The following is a 22,001-nucleotide window of genomic DNA, read 5'->3' as shown; positions in this document are numbered from 1 at the left end:
GAGCTTATGCAATCGATCTTCTACGACCGCGCCCGCGACGTGAACCACGCGATCGAGCTGGCGCGCGAGCCCGGCGCCAAATTCATCGGCGGCGGCACCAACCTGCTGGACCTGTACAAGAGCGGCATCGAAAAGCCGGTGCGCCTGGTCGACGTCAGCCGTCTCGCTTTATCGCGCATCGAGGCGCTGCCGGATGGCGGCCTGCGCATCGGCGCGATGGCGACCAACACCGCGGTGGCTACCTCCCCGCTGGTGCGCCAGCGCTACCGCGTGCTGTCCGAAGCGCTGCTGAACGGCGCCACCACCCAGCTGCGCAACATGGCGACCGTGGGTGGCAACCTGCTGCAGCGCACCCGCTGCTATTACTTCACCGACCCGGCCTTCAGCCACTGCAACAAGCGCGATCCCGGCTCGGGCTGCGACGCCCTCGACGGCCACCAGCGCATCCACGCCATCCTCGGCGCCAGCGAGCATTGCATCGCGACGCATCCGTCGGACATGGCGGTGGCGCTGGCCGCGCTCGATGCGGTGGTCCTTTTGCAGGGGCCGGACGGCGAACGCCAGGTGCCGCTGGTCGACTTTCACCGCCTGCCGGAAGACCATCCGGAAATCGACACCGTGATCCGGCCTGGAGAGCTGATCACGGCGGTCGAACTCCCGCCCATGCCCTTCGCACGCAACTCGCACTATTTGAAAGTGCGCGACCGCGCCAGCTATGCGTTCGCGCTGGTATCGGTGGCGGCCGCCGTCGACCTCGAACACGGCAGCATCCGCGACGTGCGCATCGCGCTCGGCGGCGTGGCCCATAAACCCTGGCGCGCGGCCGAGGCGGAGACGCTGCTGCGCGGCCAGGCGGTCAGCAGCGAGCTGCTGGCGCGCGCGGGTGAGGCGGCCGTGAATGGCGCCAGGCCTTATCCGGGCAATGCCTTCAAGGTTCAATTGGCGCAGCGTGCGGTCGTGCGCGCGCTGCAAACCGTGATCCGCAAATCGGGAGGCCAGCCATGAACGGCATCGGCGCACCCATCAACCGGACCGACGCCTGGGCCAAGGTCAGCGGCGCGGCGCATTACACGGCCGAGCATCAGGTCGAGGACCTGGCGCATGCTGTGCTGGTCACCAGCACGATTCCCAGCGGCCGCGTGGTCCGCATCGACGACGGCGCGGCGCGCGAAGTGCCCGGCCTGCTGCTGGTGATGACCCCGCAGAACGCCATGCGCCTGCCGCAGGGCACCAGGGACGGCAAGCTGCAGCCGCCGATCGGCCGCCGGCTCACGCTGCTGCAGGAAGACGAGGTCTATTACAACAACCAGCCGATCGCGGTGGTCGTGGCCGACACCTTCGAGCACGCGCGCGAAGCCGCGGCACGTTTGAAGATCGAGTACGAGCGCAAGGAGGCGGTGCTCGACTTCGAGCAGGCCAGGCAGAAGCTCCACGCGCCCGAAAAGGTGCTGGCCGAAGAGACGGACACGAAACGCGGCGACCTGGCCGACGGCCTGCTGGCGTCCAGCGTGCGCATCGACGAAACCTATACGACGCCGATCGAGAACCACAATCCGCTCGAGACCCACGCCACCATCGCAGAGTGGGATGGCGATAAACTCACCATCCACGAATCGACCCAGTACATGAAGGGCGTGCAGCGCATCGTCGCCGCCATCTTCGGCATCCCGCCCGAAAACGTGACCGCGATCTGCCCCTACACCGGCGGCGGCTTCGGCTCGAAGGGATCGATCTGGTCGCACGGCCCGCTGACGGCGATGGCGGCGAAAATGCTCGGCCGCCCGGTCAAGCTGTCGCTGGACCGCACCCAGATGTTCGGCCCGGTCGGCCAGCGCCCGAACACGGAACAGCGCTTCCGCATCGGCGCGACCGAGGATGGCAGCATCCTGGCCTCAAGCCACGACACCATCGCCTACACCTCGACCATCGAGGGCTGGATCGAACCCTGCGGCATCATGACGCGCATGATGTACGAGAGCCCGAACCAGGAGACCACGCACAGGCTGGCCAGCATGAACCTGGGCACGCCGACCTTCATGCGCGCGCCCGGCGAGGCCAGCGGCTCCTTCGCGCTCGAATCGGCGATGGACGAACTGGCCTTCCAGCTGGACATGGACCCGCTGGCGCTGCGCCTGAAGAACTACACGGAGAAGGACCCGGGCAAGGACCTGCCGTGGTCGAGCAAGTCGCTGCGCCAGTGCTACGAGATCGGCGCCGAGCGCTTCGGCTGGAAGGACCGCAGGCCGCAGCCGCGCTCCATGAAGCAGGGGAACAAGTTAATTGGCTGGGGCATGGCAACCTGCACCTATCCCACCAACCGCTCGGCGGGCGAGTGCTCGGCCACCTTGAACGCGGACGGCACGGCGCTGTTCCGCTCCGCCACCCAGGACCTGGGCACCGGCACCTATACCGTGATGACCCAGATCGCGGCGCATGCGATCGGCCTGAAGGTAGAGCAGGTGCGCTTCGAACTGGGCGACTCGACGATGCCGGAAGCGCCGGTGTCGGGCGGTTCGACCACGGTGGCCAGCGTCGGCCCGGCGGTGCAGGCGGCCGGCCATGCGCTGCGCCTGAAGCTGACCGGCATCGCGGCCGCCGCCGAGGGTTCGCCGCTGTTCGGCGCCACGGCGGAGCAGGTCGGCGTCGAGAACGGCGAGCTGTATCTGCTGGACCAGCCGGCGCGGCGCGAAGCCATGGCCGCCATCGTCGCCCGCCACGGCGCGCCGGTCGAGGTCACGGCCAAGGCCGAGCCCGGGGACGAAAAGAAGAAGTATTCGATGCACGCTTTCGGCGCCGTGTTCGTGGAAGTGACGGTGGACGAAGAGCTGGGCGAGATCCGCGTACCGCGCGTGGTCGGCGTCTACGGGGTGGGCAAGCTGATGAACGAGAAGACGGGCTACAGCCAGCTGATGGGCGGCATCGTCTGGGGCATCGGCCTGGCGCTGCTCGAGGAAACCGTCATCGACAAGCGCAACGGCCGCGCGGTAAACGGCAACCTGGCCGAGTACCACGTGCCGGTCAATGCGGATGTGCAGGGGATCGACGTGCAGATCGTCGATGAGGACGATCCACATGTGAATCCGCTGGGGGCGAAGGGTATCGGCGAGATCGGGATTACCGGGGTGGGCGCGGCGATTGCGAACGCGGTGTTTCACGCTACGGGCAAGCGGGTAAGGGATTTGCCGGTGACGCTGGATAAGGTGTTATAGCCGCCGCGAGCCCGTTCCCTTGGTTCGTCATTCCCGCGAAGGCGGGAATCCAGGTTTGCTTGAGTAGCCAAAGCAAACGCCGCCAGTCCGCGACGAACTTGGATCCCCGCCTGCGCGGGGATGACGGTTCATGGGTTAGCGGTGCGTGTCAGCATGCTGCGCGTGCGTATTCTCCCAACCGCCGCCTAAAGCCAGGAAAAGCTGCACCTGATCCGCCGCCAGCTGCGCATCCGACGCCGCCAGCAGGTTCTCCGCCGTCGCCAGCGTACGATCCGCATCCAGCGCCACCAGGAAGTCGGTGCGCCCGAACTGGTACAGCTTCCCGGTCTGGCGGGAAGCCAGCGCGCTCTGGTCGCGCGCCGCGCGCAGCATCGCATTGCGGTCGAGTTCACGGGCGTACACCGTCAGCGCCGATTCCGTTTCGCGCAGCGCGTTCAGCACCACCGAATCGAAGCGCGCCAGTGCGCCGGAGGTAGACGCCTTGGCCTGGGCGATGTGCACACGCGCCGAGCTGGTCGACGGCAGGTTCCAGGAGATCAGCGGGCCGAGCGTGAACTTCCAGGTGTTCGCATCGCCAAACTGGTCCATGAAGCCGACGCCGCCGAAGGAGGCGCCGAGGCTGATGTTCGGGTACAGCTCGGCGGTGGCGACGCCGATGCGCGCGGTGGCGCCGGCCAGATGGCGCTCGGCCTGGCGCACGTCCGGGCGGCGGCGCAGCAGGGCGGCGCCGTCGCCGACCGGAATCGCGCTGGCCACGCGCGGCGGGGTCGTGCACTTTACCACCTCGGCCGGGAAGGCGCTCGGCACTTCGCCGGTCAGCACCGCCAGGCGGTACAGGGCGGTGCGCTGGCGCGCCATCAGCGGCGGCAGGTTGGCGCGCAGCTGGTCGAGCTGGGCCTGGGCGCGGCTGTTGTCGATGGCGATGCCGCGGCCGCGCTGCACGCGCTCGCCGGTCAGCTTGACGAACTTCTGCTGCAGGTCCACCGACTGCTGGGCCACCTTCAGCTGGTAGCCGGCCGAGCAGGCTTCCGCATAGGCGCGGGTGGTGTCGGCGGCGACCATCACGTGGGCGACGTCGGCGGCGGCCTGCGCGGCATCCAGGTCGGCCTCGGCGGCTTCGATGGCGCGGCGGATGCGGCCGAACATGTCGAGCTGGTAAGCCACCTTGATGTCGCCGTCGTAGATGCCGGTGCGCGGCAGCTGCTCGGGCAGGCCGATCGAGGCGCCGGCGATGCGGCCGTACAGCGGCGCTGCCGCCATCTCGACTTCCGGACGCTTCTTCTCCTCGACTTCTTCCAGCACCGCGTGCGTGCGTTCCAGGTTGGCGGCCGCCACGCGCAGGTCGGCGTTGGCGCTGAACGCCTTGGCGATTAACTTGTCCAGCACCGGGTCCTGGTACAGGCGCCACCAGTCGGCGGGCAGCGGCTCGGATTTGTAGGGCTGCTCGGACGCGCCCATGAACTTCGCATTCGCGGCGTCGCGCTTGACCACGGCCTCCTTCGGCACGTGGTAGTCGGGGCCGACGGTCGTGCAGGCGGCCAGCGCGCTTGCCAGCACCGTCAGCGTCAGGGTTCTATACGTAAGGTTCATGATCGTTTCTTCGTGTTCGGCGCGGCGGCGACTGTCTTGGCAGCGGGTGCGGCAGGTGCAGGAGCAGCTTGCTGCGCGCCAGGCAGCACCTTCACGGTTGCGGTCTGGCCGGCCACCAGGCGCACGCTGGCCGGCAGCGGGTCGAGGGCGATGCGCACCGGGATGCGCTGGGCCAGGCGGACCCAGTTGAAGGTCGGGTTCACGTTCGGCAGCATGTTGGCGGAGGTAGAGCGGTCGCGGTCGGCGATGCCCTCGGCGAAGCTTTCGACGTGGCCGGCGATCGGCTGGCGCGTGCCCATCAGGGTCACTTCGACCTTGTCGCCGACCTGGATGGCGGGCAGCTTGGTCTCTTCGAAATAGCCTTCGACATAGAAGGTGCTGCGGTCGACCAGGGCCATCACCGGGCGGGCCGCGGTGGCGTAGGCGCCTTCGCGCAGGTCGAGGTTGGTGACGATGCCGTCCACCGCCGACACCACGTGCGAGCGTTCCAGGTTCAGCTTCGCGGTGTCGCGGTTGACTTCGGCCTGGGCCAGCGTGGCGCGCGCCTGGTCGGTGCGGGTCTGGCCCTGCTCGCGGGTCTCCTGCGAAACCAGGTCGTCGAGCTGGGTGTTGCGCTTGTTCTCGCGCTGCGCCTGGGCCAGCGCGGCCTGCGCGGCGATCACCTGGGCCTCGGCCTGGCGCAGGGCCAGCTCGAAGCGCGCGCGGTCGATCTCGAACAGCGGCGCGCCCAGGGCCACGTGCTGGTTGTCGTGCACGTAGACCCTGGTGACCTGGCCGGTGACGTCCGGCGCCACCTGCACCACATAGGCCTTGACGCGGCCGTCGCGGGTCCAGGGCTCGACCTCGTAGTGGCGCCACATCTGCCAGCCCGCATAGACTGCGCCGGCGGCGAAGGCCAGGGTGATGCCCATACGCCCGATGGTCGATAAAGAAGCGGGTAACGAAATTTTCATAGCCATCTCAGGACCAGTTGCGTGTGAAGTAGGTCAGCGCGCCGAGCACGATGACGAACAGGGAAAAATCGAACAGCGCCGGGTGCCACACCCGGCGGTAGAAGCTGGTCCGTGCCAGGACCAGGTTGAGCAGCCTCGATACCACCAGCGCCGCCAAGGTGAGCAGAAGGAGCGGAGGAAGGTAGAGGCCGTAGATGCTGACTTCGCCGATCATCGGGTCTCCATTTCATAAGGGGCGGCTTGCGGGAACAGGTCGCGGCGCATGCCTGTGAGCGCGGCCAGCGCTTCAAGCTGGGATGCGTCGCGGGCACCGGCGCAAATCGCGCGCAGGGCGTTGTCGAGGGTGCCGAGCAGGCGCGATTCGCAATCCTGGTCGACGCCCGGGCGCAGCGCGAAGTGACGCGAGAGTTGCGCCATCAGCGGCTTGACCGCAGCCTCGCCGCGGCCCAGCTGGCCGCGCACGCCCTGCAGGATGGTCATGTTCAGGCCGATGCGCAGGTCGCGCAGGGCGTCGACCGCCTGCAGGTCCTGCTGCGGGTTTGGCTGTGATGCGGCCAGCGCCAGGCGCGGCGCCAGCAGGCCGACGCGGTCGACCATGCGCGCCGAGAATTCGGCCAGCGAGGTCGGCTGCTGCCCGCTGCCCAGGCGCGCCAGTTCGCTCCAGCCGGCCTTCAGCAGGCGGCGCGCGGTCCAGCCGGCGCCCACGCGGCGCAGCACGCCGGTCGTGACCGCGGCGGCCACCAGGCCGAGCACCTGCGCCAGCGTGCCGTTGGTGAAGGACACGATGTCGACGGTGTGGGTGTCGAGCAGGGCCAGGGTACCGCACAGGCCGAACAGCCAGGGCATGGCGCGCCCGAAGGTCGCCGGCCGCGCGATCCACACGCCCACCAGCAGGAAGGTCGGCGCGCACACCAGCGCCAGCATCTCGAAGCTATGGATGGCCGGCAGGATGCCGAGGATGTACAGGGCCGACACCGGAATCGAATAAATCGTATAAACCAAAAAGCCCTTGATGAAGGGCACCGGGTCGTCCTGGGTCGAGAAGAAGCAGCACAGCACCGCCGCCATCATCGGCGCCGCGGCGCCCGACGGCCAGCCGGTCATGATCCAGAAGGCGCAGCAGGCCAGGGTGGCGACGACGGCGGCGAAGGCCGACAGCAGGGCCATGCCGCGGTCCTGGTGCAGGGCGCTGGGCGGCACGCCCGGCAGGCGGCGCACGGCTTCCGGCAGCTTGCCGTGCACGCCGGCGTCGATGTGCTGGCGCAGGGTGCGGGTCTCGACGCACAGGTCGACCAGCCGGCGCAGGCGCGCCGCCAGGTTCAGTTCGATCAGGCCGCTCCAGCCGAGCGCGCGGCTGTCCCTGGGCATCAACGCGTCGATGCGGGCATGCAGTTCGCGGCCGGGCGCATCGAGCGCGGTGTCCTTCGGCGTATCGACCAGCGCGGTGACGTCGCGCAGCAGGGTGCGCCAGCGTTCCGAGGATTCGGCCGCGCCCATCTCGCGCAGGGCGGTGAGGCGGTCTTCGATGCCGGACACCACCGGCACGAACTGCGCCAGGCGTTCCTGCAGGGCGTTGACGGCCTTCTCGGTCCAGCGCAGGTGCGAGGTGTCGAAAGGCAGGTGGGTGCTCATCACGCGCAGCTCGGTGATGTCGCCGGCCAGCTTGCGGCGCTCAAGCGCGGCGCGCGGGTCGCCGGCCGGATTGAGCGCATCGCGGATCCAGTGCTGGGCGTCCTGCACCGCATGGTCGAGACGCGCCAGCAGCACCGGGCCGAAAGGCTGGGGCAGCACCAGGCTGTGGATCACGGTGGCGCAGGTCATGCCGAGCGTGATCTCCTCCACGCGCGCGAGGGCGATGTCGAAGATGGCGCCGGGCTCGCCGACCGCGGGAAAGGCGATCAGGCCGGCCGTGTACCCGGCCAGCATCAGCAGGTAGGAGCGCGGGGTGCGGTCGAGCAGCGAGAAGTACAGGCAGCCACCGATCCACAGCGCCAGCGCGAGCGACAGCAGCTCGGGCGAATTCGCCAGCCGCGGCACCAGGAAGGTGACGGCGACGGCGCCCAGCAGCGTGCCGCCCGCGCGGTAGAACCCCTTGGAGCGGGTCGGGCCGGCGAAGGGCGCGCTGACGATATAGGCGGTCATCATCGCCCAAAAGGGACGCGGCAGTCCGATGCGCATCGAGATGTACACCGCAAGCATCGCTGCCGCGAAAGACTTCACGGAGAACAGGATCTCCGTCTTGCTGGCCAACTTCATTCGCTGGCCAGGCTCGCGATCACGTCCGGCAGGCCGGCCAGCACGCGCAGGCAGGCTTCGACGTCGCTTGGGTCGAAGGCGTCGAACAGCTTGCGGCGGAATGGGCGCAGCGCCGAGTCCATCAGCTCGGCCGTCTTCTGGCCCTCTTCGGTCAGGCGCAGGATCTTGGCGCGGCGGTCGTTCGGATCCTCATGGCGCTCGAGCAGGCCGGATTCGAGCAGCTGATCGACCACGCGCACCAGCGACGACGGCTCCAGGCTGAGCGTCTCGGCCAGCACGCCCGGACGCACGCCGTTCTCGCCGAAGCGGCTGATGACCAGCACCGGCAGGCCGGTCGCCTGCGACAGGCCATAGTCGGCTGCAACCTTGTCGGCGGCGGCGCGGTAGAGGCGCGAGGAGAGGGTGAGGGCGGCGGTGAGACTGCTCAGTGTCTGGTCCGATAGGCGCATGTTTTAGTTTGGGTAAATACCTTTTGAATGCGAAAGTTTAGCATGCGAAGTATTTTTCTTCAAGTAGGCTGGGCTCTCCGAGCCCATCCTACGCGATACGGTGTAGATCTTGCGGCGTGGTGAATTCGTCAGCGCAGCCGTGCTGCCGCAGCGCCTCGATGGTGGCATACCCCCAATGCACGGCGCCGAAGTCCACCCCCGCCTTGCGCGAGGCATCCGCATCCGTCCCCTGGTCGCCGATGTAGATGGCATCCCGCGGCCCCACGCCGCAGCGCTTCAGCACTGCCCGGATGCGGCTGGTCTTGCCGAAGATCGACATCCCGCAGTCGAACTGCACCACCAGCGCCGCCAGCTCGGGCCCCAGCACCGTGCGCACGTTGTGCTCGGAGTTCGAGGACACCACCGTCACCAGCACGCCCCGCGCATGCAGGAAGCGCAGGGCCTCGGCGATGCCGTCGAAGAGCGCGATGGCGCCGGCGTTCTCCTTCATCATCGCCATGAAAGTACGGGATGCCGCCGGCAGCTTCCAGGCCGGCATGCCGACGTGCTCCATCATCTGCCGCACGCCGTAGTGGCGCAGCTCGCCGGCCCTGGCCGTGTCGATGCGCCTGAAGCCATGGCGGTCGGCGATGGTGTTGAAGACGCTGAGGAAGAAGGGGAATGAATCGGCCAGCGTGCCGTCGAAGTCGAAGATGGCGAGTCGGTAATTCATGGGCACAGCGGCATGGGATAATTATCGGCTCGACTATACATGATCCCGAGCCCCGCCTTGACCACCGTCCTCCTGCTGAAGCTGTGCCTCGTTCCCTCCCTGATCTACCTCGTGACCCTGATCGGCCGCCGCTGGGGACCGAATGCGGCCGGCTGGTTTTCCGCGCTGCCCATCGTCGCCGGGCCGATCCTGCTGACGATGGCGATCGAGCAGGGACCGGGCTTCGTGGCGACGGCCGCCGCGCACACCCTGATCGCCGTGATCGCGGTGCTGGTGTTCTGCATTGCCTATGCATGGGCGTCGGGACGTTTTGGCGTGTTCGGTTCCCTGTGCGCGGCGCTGGCCGCGTATGCCCTGGCCGTGGCGGGCCTGCAGCTGATCGAACTGCCACTGCTGCCGGGATTCGCCCTGGTGCTCGGCGTGCTGGCGCTGGCGCCGCGGCTGTTCCCGCGCATGCGCGATGCGGGCGCGCGGAGTGAAAAGCAGGCCAACGACCTGCCGCTGCGGATGCTGGCCGGCGCGCTCCTGAGTTTTACGGTCACCTGGGCCGCAGCCGGCATCGGGCCGCGCCTGAGCGGCTTCTTCGCGATGTTCCCGGTGATGGGCACGATCCTGGTTGGCTTCTCGCACGCGGCATCGGGGCGCGCCTATGCGGTCAACATCCTGCTCGGCATGGCGCGCGGGTACTACGCCTTCGCGACCTTCTGTGTGGTGCTGTCGCTGATGCTGCGCGGGCAGCCGATTGCGCTGGCGTTTTGCGTGGCGGCGGGGGCGGCGCTGGTGGTGCAGGTGTTGAGCAAGCGGGGGATGGTGTTGTCCCTGAAGCGAACATAGCCATTGATGAAGCGCAGGGCTTGCCTGACGAGTTCGGGGGAATACTTCAGTTTTCCCTCGTTCCGGAGACACGTTCATGGCAATCGACGCTTACCTGCAAATCGCCGGTATCAAAGGCGAATCCCAGGACTCTGCCCATCAAGGCTGGATTGAACTCATCTCGGCAGAGTGGGGCGTATTACAGCCTAAATCGGCAACAGCGTCGACCGCTGGCGGCCATACTGCGGAGCGCTGCGAGCACCGCAGTATCTCGATAAGCAAACTGGCAGACCTGTCCTCGCCACTTTTAATGCAGCTTTGTTCGTCGGGTAAGACGATTCCAAAGGCCAAGCTCGAGTTGATGCGTGCCGACGCCGACGGCAAGCCGGTCAAGTATTACGAGGTCGAACTTGAAAACGTGCTGATCGGTGGTATTCACCAAGCCGTACATGACGGAAGCATTCTTCAGGATGCCGTCTCGCTCAAGTTCTCGAAGGTTAAATGGAAATACACCCAACAGAAGATCGGCGGCGGCGCTGGCGGAAATACGACCGGTGGCTGGGACCTGGCGACTAACCGCAGCGCGTGAACCGGGAGCTAATCATGCTCGAAGTTCAACCGAAGGATTCACGCGGCTACTTCATGCTGCCGCAAGCGCCCGAAGATGTTGGTTACTACGTGTACGGAACACCTGAGCAGGGAGCTGGACAATACGCCCATCCTGCACTCATGACAGTTCTATTCTTCGTAGAGCGCGCATGGCAGGCGATCGACCGGCGGAAGTTTGGCATAGGGAATATTAGTCTGTCAGGAGGCGGAAAGTTTAAGCCTCATGACACTCACAAGGATGGTCTTCAGGTTGATGTCCGTCCTTTGCGGAAGGACGGCGCCCACGTCCGGGTCGATTATTTCCAGGCCGGCTATGATAAGGAAGCTACGGCGCGGCTTATCGGTCTTTTCCGAGCTCATCCGGCAGTCATGAAGGTGAACTTTAATGATCTGAGCATCCCCGGGGTGCTGCCTTTGAAGGACCACGATAATCACTTTCACGTAGCAATCCGAGCGAGCGTGACATGAAGAAGACTTTGGTAATCATTGGCGCAACTGTACTGCTGTCGGCGTATGCGTCGGAACAGGTTCAGCGGCCAGCACCATATCGGCAGTTCAAAGGCGACTACACCATTTATTCCGGCGATCTGGACGATCAGCAGGCACCTACCGGAAACGACCGCAAGCTTTCATTCATCATCGAAGGACAAGCTGCAAAAAACATTTTCAATGCAATGCCTCCCGACGACAAAGAGACTTGCAGTGGAGAGAAGGGCGCACGCAGCCGTCGTAAAGGTAACGTCTGGTGTACGTTCAACCCTGGAAATGGATACACGTGTTACTTCGGCTTCGATTTAAAAACTGGCAAGAGTATCGCCGGCGGTATCTGTTGAAACGGCAGACAGGACTTCTGGCTGCTCCTTTTTGCACAGTCTGTACATCACGCACGCACATCCTTTATCGCTTGAATACCTGGAGAGCTCAACTATTCTGATCCGGTCAGTCCGCAGAGATTGACGAAAACATAAAACACGATCGGAGACTGAATATGAAAGCTCGAACCGGCGCCGCGGCGAAGGCATTCGCCGCGGCGTGCATAGGCTTGCTCAGCGCAAGCGCCCTCGGGGCGGTTATTGCGCTCCCCAAATACAACGTCAGCGTGAACGACGTGTCCGTTTCCGGATTCTCGTCCGGCGCCCACATGGCGGTGCAGATGCATTTCGCCTATTCGAAGACGGTGAAAAAGGGCGCGGGCATTGTCGCCGGCGGACCGCTCTACTGCTCGCAGGGGAATGCCGCGATCTCGGTCGGCCCGTGCATGGCGAATACCGGCTCGCGCAACCTGCCTTACCTGATGTCGGTGGTGAATACCTGGTCGGGCAATGGCTATATCGACCCGACCAGCAATATGGCCGCATCGAAGGTCTACCTGTTTTCCGGGACCATCGATTCGACCGTGCGCCAGCCGGTCATGGACGACCTGAAAACGATGTACGCAAATTACCTGCCGGCTGCGAATATCGTCTACAAGAACAATCTCGCGGCCGAGCATTCGATGCCGACCGATTTCTTCGGCAACGGCTGCGCCATCAATGGCAGCCCCTACGTCGACAACTGCAATTTCGATACCGCGGGCGAGATCCTGAAACAGCTCTACGGTCCGCTGAACGCCAGGAACGCCGGCGCCCTGACCGGCAGCTTCATCAACTTCGACCAGGCCGCGTTCTGGGGCAATCATAATCCTGGCGTCTACAGCATGGCCAGCAGCGGCTACGCCTATGTGCCGGCAGCCTGTTCCGCCGGACAGGCCTGCAAGCTGCACGTGGCTTTCCACGGCTGCCTGCAGAGCGCTTCGGTGGTCGGCACCGCTTATTATCAGAATGCGGGCTATAACCGCTGGGCCGATACCAACAAGATCATCGTGCTGTATCCGCAGACCATCGTCACCGCGAACAATCCAGGCGGCTGCTGGGACTGGTGGGGTTACGAGGACGTCAATTTCCCGGCCAAGAGCGGCGGGCAGATGGTCGCCATCAAGACCATGATCGACAAGGTCGTCAGCGGCAATACGGCCGCGCCTTTTACTTGCTCCAGCTGGTATGCCAGCAATTACTCGCACGTCGCCAATGGCCGCGCCTACATCGGTGCGGACGGGCAGGTCTATGCCGTGAATTCGAACCAGTATCTCGGCTATTACCTGGTCACGGCCTATACGGATGTGCGGCGAACATCGACGGGGTATTACGCCTACGGTACCTGTTCATGAGTCCGTAGAGAACGTCGAAATTCGCTGGAAATAAAGATGTATTGACGGAAGTTACTGAATGTAACGGGCGGACATAAAGGCGGAGCGTCCTTTATCATGCGCCCGTTCGGCAATATCGACGGCATGCGTTGCTCGATGAGAGTCGGGCAATGCATTGTTGAGGATATTGCTGATGACGGTAAAGAAGGGAACGACACAATTTGGCCTGATTAATCTGCTCAAGGCCGGCGCCGCGCAGCTGATCGTCCTGCATCACCTGGCTTTCTATGGACCGATGGCGGACCAGGCACGCCCCCTGATGCCGGCGCTGATCGACTGGCTCGACGCATACGGCCGCATCGCCGTGCAGGTATTCCTCGTCGTCGGCGGCTTCCTTGCCGCGAAATCCCTTTCTCCGCAGGCCCATCCGACGATTGCCCATCCCGGCGCGACGATCTGGCGCCGCTATATCAGGCTGGCGCTGCCCTTCATGGCGGCAATCCTGCTGGCAATCGGGGCGTCCGCCCTGGCGAGAGGATGGATGACCCACGATTCGATTTCGGCGCCGCCGACCTTCTCGCAATTGAGCGCGCATTTCCTGCTGATGCACGACGTACTGGGTTACGAAGCCTTGTCGGCCGGCGCCTGGTATGTGGCGATCGATTTCCAGCTGTATGCGCTGACGACCCTGCTGCTATGGGGCGCGGGACGTTTTGCGGGAGCGCGGCGCCAGTCCTGGCGAGTGCCGGTGCTGGTCGCGCTGTGCGTCGGCATGTCGCTGTTCTACTTCAATCGCGACGCCGCCTGGGACGTATGGGCGCCGTATTTCTTCGGCAGTTATGGACTCGGCATGCTGGCCTGGTGGGCGAGCGATCCGGCGCGCAAGCCCGGTGAAGCCGCGCTGCTGCTGGCGATGACGGTGCTGCCGACCCTGATTGCGCTGAACCTTGAATTCCGTAGCCGGATCGCGGTGGCGCTGGTCGTGGCTTGCGTATTATTCCTGTTCGGTCGTATCAAGCTCGCGGACTACCGCAGCCAGGCCTGGACACTCGTGAACCGCCTGGCGGCGATCTCGTTTTCGGTATTTCTCGTCCACTTTCCGGTTTGCCTGGTCGTGAATGCCGCCTTTAGCCGCTTCGTGTCGGAGCAAGCGCACGAGCAGGCCTTCGGGATGGCGATTGCCTGGCTTGCCAGCCTGGCGGCCGGGGCGGCCTTTTACCGTTGGGTGGAAATGCCGCTGGGACGGATGCTGACGGGTTTGACGCTCAGCCAGCCGGCAATGCAAAGCCGGGAGGTTGCCAAGCTGAGAGCCTATCGCTAATCCGCGCGGATGCTTTATTCCAGCCGGACCGCAACGTCGAATATCCAGGTGCGGCGGACTTCAATCACGTCGTACTGGCGCGCCAATGAAGGGGGAAACGCGCCAAAGGGCGCCTGGCTGGCGATGATTTTTCGGATCGCTTCATCGATGGCGGGAACGCCGCTCGAGGTCACGAAGCTGACTTTTTCGACGGTGCCGTCGGCGCGGACGGCGATCGTCACCGTCGGGCGATTGTGCGGCTGCTTGATGACATCGCGGATCATCTCGAACGTCATGTTCTTTTCGATCTTCCGGCTCATCGACTCCGCATAAAGAACCAGATCGCCATTCGGATCGGCGCGCCCGAACAGCCAGCCGCGGCGCAGGGCGCTTGCCGCGGGGAGTGGCGAGCGGGATGCCGCATCGCGTTGCGCCGCTTCCAGATTCAGCTGCCTGCCGATGGCCTTGAGACGCTCCTCGCGCTCGGCTTCGTATTTGGCTTTTTCGCGCAGGACTTGATCCTTCTTGGCCTGCTCCAGTCTTGCCGCTTCCTGCCGCGCAGCGTCGGCGGCGCGCTCCTGCTCCTGCTTTTCTGCCGCCTGGCGTGCCTTCTCGGCCTGCCTTGCCTGCTCCTGGCGCGCTGCTTCCTGGCGTTGTGCTTCCAGTTGCGCCTGTTTGGCCTGTTCCTCGCGCGCGGCTTCCTGGCGGATGCGTTCCTGGCGCTGCAGTGCCAACTGCGCCTGCTTTGCCTGCTCCCGCTGGATGGCCTCGTTGCGCGCAGCTTCCTGTCGCAGGAGCTCGGCTTTTTCCTGTTCTTGCCGGGCGGCGGCCAATCTCTCGGCCTCGTCCTTTGCGGCCTGCTCGGCGCGGGCAGTCTCGGCGCGGAGCAGCTCCTGGCGTGCCGCTTCACGCTGTGCGGCGGCCATCAACTCGGCCCGCTTCAGGTTTTCCGCGAGTTGCCTTTCTCGCTCGATGCCGGCCTGGTCGAGCGCCACGCGGTCATTGGTCGCCTGTTCAAGCGCGGGCTGGGCGACATCGCGCGCCGTGCTTGGGGTGGGCGTGTCATCGAGGTGGGGCGGGGACCGTTGCGCCACGGGGGCGATCGGCAGCGATGCGACAGCTTGCCTGCTCGCGGTCACGACGGGCTCGACGGCGGATGCCGGCGCCGCGGCCGCTGCCGGCTTGGGCATGGGCGCCGGGGTCGAAATCGGGGAAACCGACGTGGATGAGACCGTGCTGCCGATTGTGGCGACGTCCTCGGAGGCGAGCACGGGATTCGCTTCGATGGCTGGCGGCGTCGGCAAGGGCGCGAGCATGACCTGGAGCTCATCGGCGCCGAGCCGTTTTTGTTTCCAAGGCAGCTTGAAGCCGGGCAAGCCGAAGGTCTGGCCGCCGAAGGTGACGCTGAGCAATACGACGTGCAGCAGCACGGCGACCAGCAAGGCGGTGCTCATGCGCCGTTGATCGGTCTGGATAAATAGGCCCTGAAGGCGCCCGCTGCTGGCTGTCGGAAACATGAGAGAAGCCTATCACAGCAGGATGTGCCTATTGATACAAAACAAAGAAAGCGTGGTTTTTCGCGCCAGGGTGGTCTTGAGAGCGGCAAGGAGCATTCCATTTCCACTGTGCGGGTATGCAACAGCCCTTTCTACCTCGGTAAAAAATATTATTCGCGGGATATACTGATATTTTTGCCAATCCGATCTCCGATGCCGCAAGCGCTGCCAGATGGCCTTTATGACCAACTTCTGACTGATGATGTCATTACCGATTTAAGCCGGACTTTCCATAGCGATCACTACACGCTTAAGGATCTCGACGCTGGAAGCGGGCCACGGCAATTGGCTGAAGCACTTGCCGAGCAGCTTTCCAAGGTTTTACAAGACATTGCGCCTCACGCCAGCAGTGATGCCGAGCCGGACACTAAAACTTCCCGTCTCCAAGCCCAGCTTGAATTCGTCAACGCTGTTCTCGTCGATCTTCGAAAGCGCCTTGTGAGCCAGTATCCAAGTCAAGATCATGGGGCAGCTATTCGACTGCTCGCTGCGCCGCCAAAGAGCTTGACCGCGGTACACCGCCAACGTCCGGTCCTTACAGCGCCTGACACCGGCGTTACGGCCCCATGGTTATTCACTGCTGCGAAGGCTTCGCCAGCACTGTTGAGTGAACTGCGCCAAGAACTCGCCAGTAGCGATCGGATCAATATCCTGATGAGTTTTATTACGGTATCAGGGGTGCGCAAGATTCGCGATATCTTGCAAAGCATTACCGCACTGGATGGAACCGGTAAGGCACGCGCTAAGCTGCGCATTCTGACAACCACTTATATCGGTGCGACCGAGGCACAGGCAGTGGATGAATTGGCGCGCCTGCCTAACTGCGAGGTCCGGATCTCGCTGGACGGGCGTCGTACCCGCCTTCACGCAAAAGCGTGGATATTCGAGCGCGATAGCGGATTCGGCACCGCTTATGTTGGCAGTGCCAACCTGACGCAGGCGGCTCTGGCGGGGGGGCTCGAGTGGACAGTAAAATTTGCAGAACGTGGCCAGGGTGCCATGTTCCAACAAGCTCAGGCACATTTTGAAACCCTTTGGCATGACACGGAGTTCGTGCCTTACGATCCTGAGCAAACCGAACACCGTACCGCTTTGCAGGAAGCGATTGCGAAGGAAAAGGGTGGCGGGTATTCCGCGCAGCCTGAAAATGTCATCAGCTTTTTCGATATCACCCCAAAGAACTACCAGCTTGAGATGCTGGAGCAATTGCAGGCCGAGCGTGATCACAAGCGGGTACGCAACTTGGTCGTCGCTGCGACGGGTACAGGTAAAACGGTCGTAGCAGCATTCGACTATCGACGGCTCTGCACACAGCTCGGCGGCCGGCCACGATTGCTGTTCATCGCTCACCGCGTCGAGATTCTGAAGCAGGCGCTGCGGACCTATCGTGAAGTGTTGCGTGATGCTGGTTTTGGCCAAGTGTTGAGCGGTAATAACCGCCTCGAAAATCTGGATCACCTGTTCACGACAATCGAAAGCCTGCATAGCAATGATTTGCTGACGCGCTTTGGCGAGAGCTACTGGCATACGGTTGTGTTCGATGAATGCCATCGCATCGCCGCTGCCAGCTTTGATGCCGTTGCCACGCGGGTCAAACCGTCCATTATGCTAGGGCTCACGGCAACCCCGGAACGAAGTGACGGCAGGCCGATTTCTCCCTACTTCGACATGCGTCCAGACGGCTGTCCGGCCGTCGAGCTCAGACTATGGCAGGCGCTGGACCTGCAATTACTGGCCCCATTTGAATATTTTGCATGCGATGACAATACCAATCTGCGCGACATTCCGTGGCGTCAGCCTGGAGAAAGTGCCTATCTCGACAAGGTCCTGACAGGGGATCATGCTCGGGCTCTACTGATCATCAACGAATGGCGACGATTGTGCTCTTCCCCTAGAACGAGCAAGGCGATTGCCTTTTGCGTCAGTGTGGCGCACGCGGAGTTCATGACTGCCCAATTCAACAAGGCGGGGTTGCTGGCTTTGTGCTTGACGGGACAGTCTACACAGGCTGAACGGGAAGCCGCTCCGTTGGCGCTGGCCAAAGGGGAAGTCTGTGTTCTCGTGACAGTAGATCTGTTTAATGAAGGCGTCGACATTCCTGTCGTAGATACGCTCCTCTTGTTGCGGCCCACGCAAAGCCCGGTTTTATTTCAACAACAAATTGGCCGTGGCTTACGTCTTTCACCGGGCAAGGAAACCTGCTTGATCCTTGATTTCGTGGGACAGCATTCAGTAGATTTTCGTTTCGATCATTTGCTGGGACAAATCACGGGCTTGAATCGGCGGCAGCTCACGGATGGCGTCGAGAACGGCTTCAGCCAGTTGCCGACCGGTTGCTATATTCAGCTTCAACCGCGTAGCCGCGAGCAGATCCTTGCCAATCTTCGCAAGCTGACCCTGCAAAATTGGCGGCGTATGACCGTTGAGTTGCAGGCTTATGCCAGTCTGAAGGGCACCCAGGGTGTGACCCTTGCAGGATTCCTCCATGACCAGACTTTGAATATTAGCGATATTTATCGAACGACTGGAAATAGTGGGTGGTCGGCCTTGCGCCGCGCTGCAGGACTGGCAGTTCACGACACTGGGCCGGAGGAAGAATATTTCAGTCGCCGGTTCACGGCACTGCTTCATACCAACGACCCTGCGCAACTTGCCTTGATGGCGAACATCGGCGCGGCACCGTTGGAAGAGCTCGATTGCGAAACTAGCGGAGCGCTGCGACTACAAATGCTGGCCTACCAGGTCGATGGTACGGCCTCACGTGTGGGAAGCGGCAGGTCTTTTGCCCAGCGTCTGCAAGCCAACCCCAATAGTGCTGCCGAGATCGGTGAAATTGCTCGGGTTCTTGAAGCAAACGCCTTGCCGCATCCATTCCTGGTACCTGGGCTGGAATGGTCAACGCTCTGCCTGCACGGCCATTACCGCCTCAATGAAATCCTGACTGCTGTGGGCTTTTTGACCGCGGACCACCGGCCCTTGTTTAATACTGGCGTGTTGCGCCTGCAAGCCCGCAAGCTTGAACTGATGTTCGTAACCTTGGATAAGCGTAGTGGCTTTCATGAGACCATTGCCTATCACGACTATGCAATAAGCCATGAGCTCTTCCATTGGCAGTCTCAAAATAGTACGGCACCAACGACGGGTATTGGGCAGCAATACATTCGTAGCGTAGGCGAGCAAGCGAACGGATGGCAGTTCCAGTTGTTTGTTCGGATCGATCAAGATAGCCCCTATCTGGCCTGCGGTCCTGCTACGTTCCAGGAAAGCCATGGAGCGCGTCCGATGAACATCATCTGGAAGCTTGGGGTACCGTTACCGGCGGCTGCTTTCAGTCAGTTCAGTGTTTTACGAGCGACATAACTTAGTCAGCGTCAAACCTGAGGTCGTCACTTGTCGTCATGCTTACGGCGATGAACCGAATTGGTCAAAGCGGAGCCTGAGATATGAAGCAATTCCTGATAAGCCTTGCTTTGTTGTTGCCGTCTCTAACCGTGCTGGCACAGGATTATTTGCCACGCGATGTGCACGGGTTCATGAATCGTCGCGAAGACTGCGACCAGCTTCGCAGGGTTGCCCCCGACGCCAGAGAAAGACTGCTTAAGCTATGCGTGGGCACGGACAAGGAACTCGTGCAGCTGAAGCGGAAGTACGCACGAAACTCGACGATCATGCAAATCCTGAATCAATTCGAGGCGGGTATTGAGATCGCCGAAGCGCCAAGCATGAAAAAGAAAGCCGCCAAATAAAAAAGCCAGCCCCGAAAGGCTGGCTTCTCGCCAGACAAGGCTCAATCAACGATCAAACGTCAATATTCCCCGCCTGCAGCGCATTACTCTCAATGAAGTGACGACGCGGCTCGACCTCATCACCCATCAAGGTCGTAAAGATCTGGTCCGCAGCAATCGCATCCTCGATCTGCACCTTCAGCAAACGGCGCACGGTCGGATCCATCGTGGTTTCCCACAGCTGCTCTGGATTCATCTCGCCCAGACCCTTATAACGCTGCTTGGACACGCCGCGCTCCGCTTCATCGCGCAGCCATTCCATGGCCTGCTGGAAGTCGCGCACGGCGCTTTCCTTCATCTTCTCGCCTTCGCCGCGGCGGATGATGGCGCCTTCGCCCATCAGGCCCCGGAAGGTGGCGGCCGAGTTGGCCAGGGTGGCGTAGTCGGCGCTGGCGACGAAGTCGGCGTCGATCGAGGTCACCTGCACGTTGCCATGGTGGATGCGCTCGATGCGCAGCGCGTGCTTGTCCGACAGGTCGTCGGAACGCACGCCCACCTTCACGCTCGGATCCTTGATGGCATCCATCATGGCCTGGGCCGATTTCTCGGCGGCTTCCTGGCTGCTCAGGTCGAGCGTCACGCCGGTCATGATGGCGGACAGGGCGGCACGGTCGATCACGCGCGTCAGGCGCATCATGATGGCATTGGCCTTGTTGTACTTCTCCACCAGGTCGCCGAGTTCGCCATCCACGATCGGTTCCGCGCCTTCCTTCGGCAGCAGGGCGGCGCCATTCAGCGCAAAGCGCATCATGTAGCTGGCTTCCTCGACGTCGTCCTTCAGGTAGCGCTCGTCGCGGCCGGCCTTGACCTTGTACAGCGGCGGCTGGGCGATGTAGATGTGGCCACGCTCGACCAGCTGCGGCATCTGGCGGTAGAACAGCGTTAGCAGCAGGGTGCGGATGTGGGCGCCGTCGACGTCCGCATCGGTCATGATGATGATGCGGTGGTAGCGCAGCTTGTCGACGTTGAACTCGTCCGGGCCGATCGAAGTGCCGAGGGTCGCGATCAGGGTCGTGATCTGTTCCGACGACAGCATCTTCTCGAAGCGCGCCTTTTCCACGTTCAGCACCTTGCCGCGCAGCGGCAGGATGGCCTGGAACTTGCGGTCGCGGCCCTGCTTGGCGGAACCGCCCGCGGAGTCACCCTCGACGATGTACAGTTCGGCCAGCGCCGGGTCACGTTCCTGGCAGTCGGCCAGTTTCGACGACAGGCCCAGCCCGTCCATCACACCCTTGCGGCGGGTCAGGTCGCGCGCTTTACGGGCCGCTTCACGGGCACGTGCTGCTTCGACGATCTTGCCGCAGATGATCTTGGCGTCGTTCGGCTTTTCGTTCAGGAAGTCGGTGAGCGTTTTCGCCACGATCTCTTCGACCGGGCCGCGCACTTCCGACGACACGAGCTTGTCCTTGGTCTGCGACGAGAACTTCGGCTCAGGCACTTTGACGGACAGCACGCAGGTCAGGCCCTCGCGCATGTCGTCGCCCGAGATTTCAACTTTCGCCTTCTTGGCAAAGTCGTTTTCGTCGATGTACTTGTTGATCACGCGCGTCATCGCCGCGCGCAGGCCGGTCAGGTGGGTGCCGCCGTCGCGTTGCGGGATGTTGTTGGTGAAGCACAGCACCTGCTCGTTGTACGAATCGTTCCACTGCATCGACACGTCCACCGAGATATTCGTGCCCTGGTCCGACTGGCGGTCGCCGGTGGCCTGGAACACGGTCGGGTGCAGGACGCTCTTGGCCTTGTTGATGTACTCCACGAAGCCGCGGGTGCCGCCTTCGAAGGCGAAGATTTCTTCCTTGCCGTTGCGCTGGTCGCTCAGCTTGATGTTGACGCCGTTGTTCAGGAAGGAGAGTTCGCGGATGCGCTTGCTCAGGATTTCGTAGTGGAACTCGACGTGGGTGAAGATGTCCTCGTCGGCCCAGAAGTGGACTTCGGTGCCGCGCTTGTCGGTGTCGCCGAGGATTTTCATCGGCGAGACTTCCACGCCGTCGACGACTTCGATGATGCGGTCCACCGGCACGCCGCGCACGAATTCCAGCTGGTGCACCTTGCCTTTTTGGCGGACGGTCACGCGCAGCAGCTTCGACAGTGCGTTCACGCAGGACACGCCCACGCCGTGCAGGCCGCCGGACACTTTGTACGAGTTCTGGTTGAACTTGCCGCCGGCGTGGAGTTCCGTCAGGGCGATCTCGGTGGCCGAGCGCTTCGGCTCGTGCTTGTCGTCCATCTTGACGCCGGTCGGGATGCCGCGGCCGTTGTCGGTGATCGAGATCGAGTTGTCGGAGTGGATCGTGACGTGGATTTCGGTGCAGTAACCGGCCAGCGCCTCATCGATCGAGTTGTCCAGCACCTCGAACACCAGGTGGTGCAGGCCGGTGCCGTCCGAGGTGTCGCCGATATACATGCCCGGACGCTTTCGCACGGCCTCCAGGCCTTCGAGGATCTGAATCGACGAGGCGCCGTACTCGTCCGCCTTGGCAGAAGAGGATTCCAAAATTGCTTGAGTGTTCTCGGACATGACTGCTTTCTCAAATAACGGGTAAATCAGACCGCGGACACGGAATCCGCGGTTTCGCCCAACAAG

General features: G+C 63.1%; 18 protein-coding genes. 10 read left to right on the top strand and 8 right to left on the bottom strand.

Translation table 11 applies throughout. The annotated features are described in order from the left end of the window. Positions 1-6: 6 nt before the first annotated feature. Both ACFPO9_RS25450 and ACFPO9_RS25445 read left to right on the top strand, forming a co-directional pair. The gene (locus ACFPO9_RS25450) at positions 7-1,005 is read left to right on the top strand and encodes an FAD binding domain-containing protein (protein WP_379776691.1); all 999 of its coding nucleotides are present in this window, start codon (positions 7-9) and stop codon (positions 1,003-1,005) included. Next, entirely contained in the window at positions 1,002-3,209 is a 2,208-nt protein-coding gene (locus ACFPO9_RS25445) for a xanthine dehydrogenase family protein molybdopterin-binding subunit (protein WP_379776688.1), read from the top strand. Before ACFPO9_RS25450 ends, ACFPO9_RS25445 begins: the two co-directional genes overlap by 4 nt. Positions 3,210-3,344: 135 nt before the next feature. On the opposite strand, the gene ACFPO9_RS25440 is transcribed toward ACFPO9_RS25445, so the two are convergent. The 6 genes from ACFPO9_RS25440 to ACFPO9_RS25415 form a co-directional block, all read right to left on the bottom strand. Then, positions 3,345-4,799, bottom strand: a complete 1,455-nt coding sequence (locus ACFPO9_RS25440) for an efflux transporter outer membrane subunit (protein ID WP_379776685.1) — start codon at positions 4,797-4,799, stop codon at positions 3,345-3,347. After that, positions 4,796-5,752 carry an efflux RND transporter periplasmic adaptor subunit gene (locus ACFPO9_RS25435; protein WP_379776682.1) on the bottom strand — a complete coding sequence of 319 codons (957 nt, stop codon included), beginning with the start codon at positions 5,750-5,752 and terminating at the stop codon, positions 4,796-4,798. The genes ACFPO9_RS25440 and ACFPO9_RS25435 overlap by 4 nt, the downstream gene beginning before the upstream one ends. A 7-nt stretch (positions 5,753-5,759) precedes the next feature. Continuing rightward, complete coding sequence (locus tag ACFPO9_RS25430; RefSeq protein ID WP_379776679.1) at positions 5,760-5,966, bottom strand: DUF1656 domain-containing protein; 207 nt, start codon at positions 5,964-5,966, stop codon at positions 5,760-5,762. Then, positions 5,963-8,008, bottom strand: a complete 2,046-nt coding sequence (locus tag ACFPO9_RS25425; protein ID WP_379776676.1) for an FUSC family protein — start codon at positions 8,006-8,008, stop codon at positions 5,963-5,965. The genes ACFPO9_RS25430 and ACFPO9_RS25425 overlap by 4 nt, the downstream gene beginning before the upstream one ends. Beyond that, on the bottom strand, positions 8,005-8,457 hold the full coding sequence (locus ACFPO9_RS25420) for a MarR family winged helix-turn-helix transcriptional regulator (protein WP_379776673.1): 453 nt from the start codon (positions 8,455-8,457) through the stop codon (positions 8,005-8,007). The genes ACFPO9_RS25425 and ACFPO9_RS25420 overlap by 4 nt, the downstream gene beginning before the upstream one ends. Positions 8,458-8,545: 88 nt before the next feature. Continuing rightward, the gene (locus ACFPO9_RS25415; protein ID WP_379776671.1) at positions 8,546-9,169 is read right to left on the bottom strand and encodes an HAD hydrolase-like protein; all 624 of its coding nucleotides are present in this window, start codon (positions 9,167-9,169) and stop codon (positions 8,546-8,548) included. 57 nt (positions 9,170-9,226) lie between these two features. Here ACFPO9_RS25415 and ACFPO9_RS25410 point away from each other — a divergent pair, with 57 nt between their 5' ends. From ACFPO9_RS25410 to ACFPO9_RS25385, 6 genes are all read left to right on the top strand, one after another. After that, entirely contained in the window at positions 9,227-10,003 is a 777-nt protein-coding gene (locus ACFPO9_RS25410) for a hypothetical protein (RefSeq protein ID WP_379776669.1), read from the top strand. A 76-nt stretch (positions 10,004-10,079) separates the two neighbouring features. Further along, positions 10,080-10,571 carry an Hcp family type VI secretion system effector gene (locus tag ACFPO9_RS25405; protein ID WP_379776666.1) on the top strand — a complete coding sequence of 164 codons (492 nt, stop codon included), beginning with the start codon at positions 10,080-10,082 and terminating at the stop codon, positions 10,569-10,571. A gap of 14 nt (positions 10,572-10,585) precedes the next feature. Continuing rightward, positions 10,586-11,059: a hypothetical protein gene (locus ACFPO9_RS25400; RefSeq protein WP_379776664.1), complete on the top strand. Its 474-nt coding sequence runs from the start codon at positions 10,586-10,588 to the stop codon at positions 11,057-11,059. After that, on the top strand, positions 11,056-11,424 hold the full coding sequence (locus tag ACFPO9_RS25395; RefSeq protein ID WP_379776661.1) for a hypothetical protein: 369 nt from the start codon (positions 11,056-11,058) through the stop codon (positions 11,422-11,424). The genes ACFPO9_RS25400 and ACFPO9_RS25395 overlap by 4 nt, the downstream gene beginning before the upstream one ends. Before the next feature lie 155 nt (positions 11,425-11,579). Next, positions 11,580-12,797 carry an extracellular catalytic domain type 2 short-chain-length polyhydroxyalkanoate depolymerase gene (locus ACFPO9_RS25390; protein ID WP_379776659.1) on the top strand — a complete coding sequence of 406 codons (1,218 nt, stop codon included), beginning with the start codon at positions 11,580-11,582 and terminating at the stop codon, positions 12,795-12,797. 172 nt (positions 12,798-12,969) lie between these two features. Next, positions 12,970-14,097 (top strand): acyltransferase family protein, encoded by a 1,128-nt coding sequence (locus ACFPO9_RS25385; RefSeq protein ID WP_379776657.1) that lies wholly within the window; start codon positions 12,970-12,972, stop codon positions 14,095-14,097. A gap of 14 nt (positions 14,098-14,111) precedes the next feature. On the opposite strand, the gene ACFPO9_RS25380 is transcribed toward ACFPO9_RS25385, so the two are convergent. After that, positions 14,112-15,530 carry a TonB C-terminal domain-containing protein gene (locus ACFPO9_RS25380; protein ID WP_379776654.1) on the bottom strand — a complete coding sequence of 473 codons (1,419 nt, stop codon included), beginning with the start codon at positions 15,528-15,530 and terminating at the stop codon, positions 14,112-14,114. Between the two features lie 255 nt (positions 15,531-15,785). On the opposite strand from ACFPO9_RS25380, the gene ACFPO9_RS25375 reads away from it, so the two are divergent. Further along, positions 15,786-18,992, top strand: a complete 3,207-nt coding sequence (locus ACFPO9_RS25375) for a DUF3427 domain-containing protein (protein WP_379776651.1) — start codon at positions 15,786-15,788, stop codon at positions 18,990-18,992. A gap of 83 nt (positions 18,993-19,075) precedes the next feature. Beyond that, positions 19,076-19,378 carry a hypothetical protein gene (locus ACFPO9_RS25370; protein ID WP_379776648.1) on the top strand — a complete coding sequence of 101 codons (303 nt, stop codon included), beginning with the start codon at positions 19,076-19,078 and terminating at the stop codon, positions 19,376-19,378. Positions 19,379-19,430: 52 nt separating this feature from the next. Here ACFPO9_RS25370 and gyrB read toward each other — a convergent pair whose 3' ends face one another. Continuing rightward, complete coding sequence (gene gyrB, locus ACFPO9_RS25365; protein WP_379776646.1) at positions 19,431-21,935, bottom strand: DNA topoisomerase (ATP-hydrolyzing) subunit B; 2,505 nt, start codon at positions 21,933-21,935, stop codon at positions 19,431-19,433. Positions 21,936-22,001: the final 66 nt, after the last annotated feature.

The sequence above is a fragment of the Massilia aerilata genome (assembly GCF_042656905.1).
Taxonomy (GTDB): Bacteria; Pseudomonadota; Gammaproteobacteria; order Burkholderiales; family Burkholderiaceae_D; genus Telluria; species Telluria aerilata.
The sequence above is the reverse complement of the archived record's forward strand: the minus strand, read 5'-3'. Positions and strand labels throughout refer to the sequence as shown.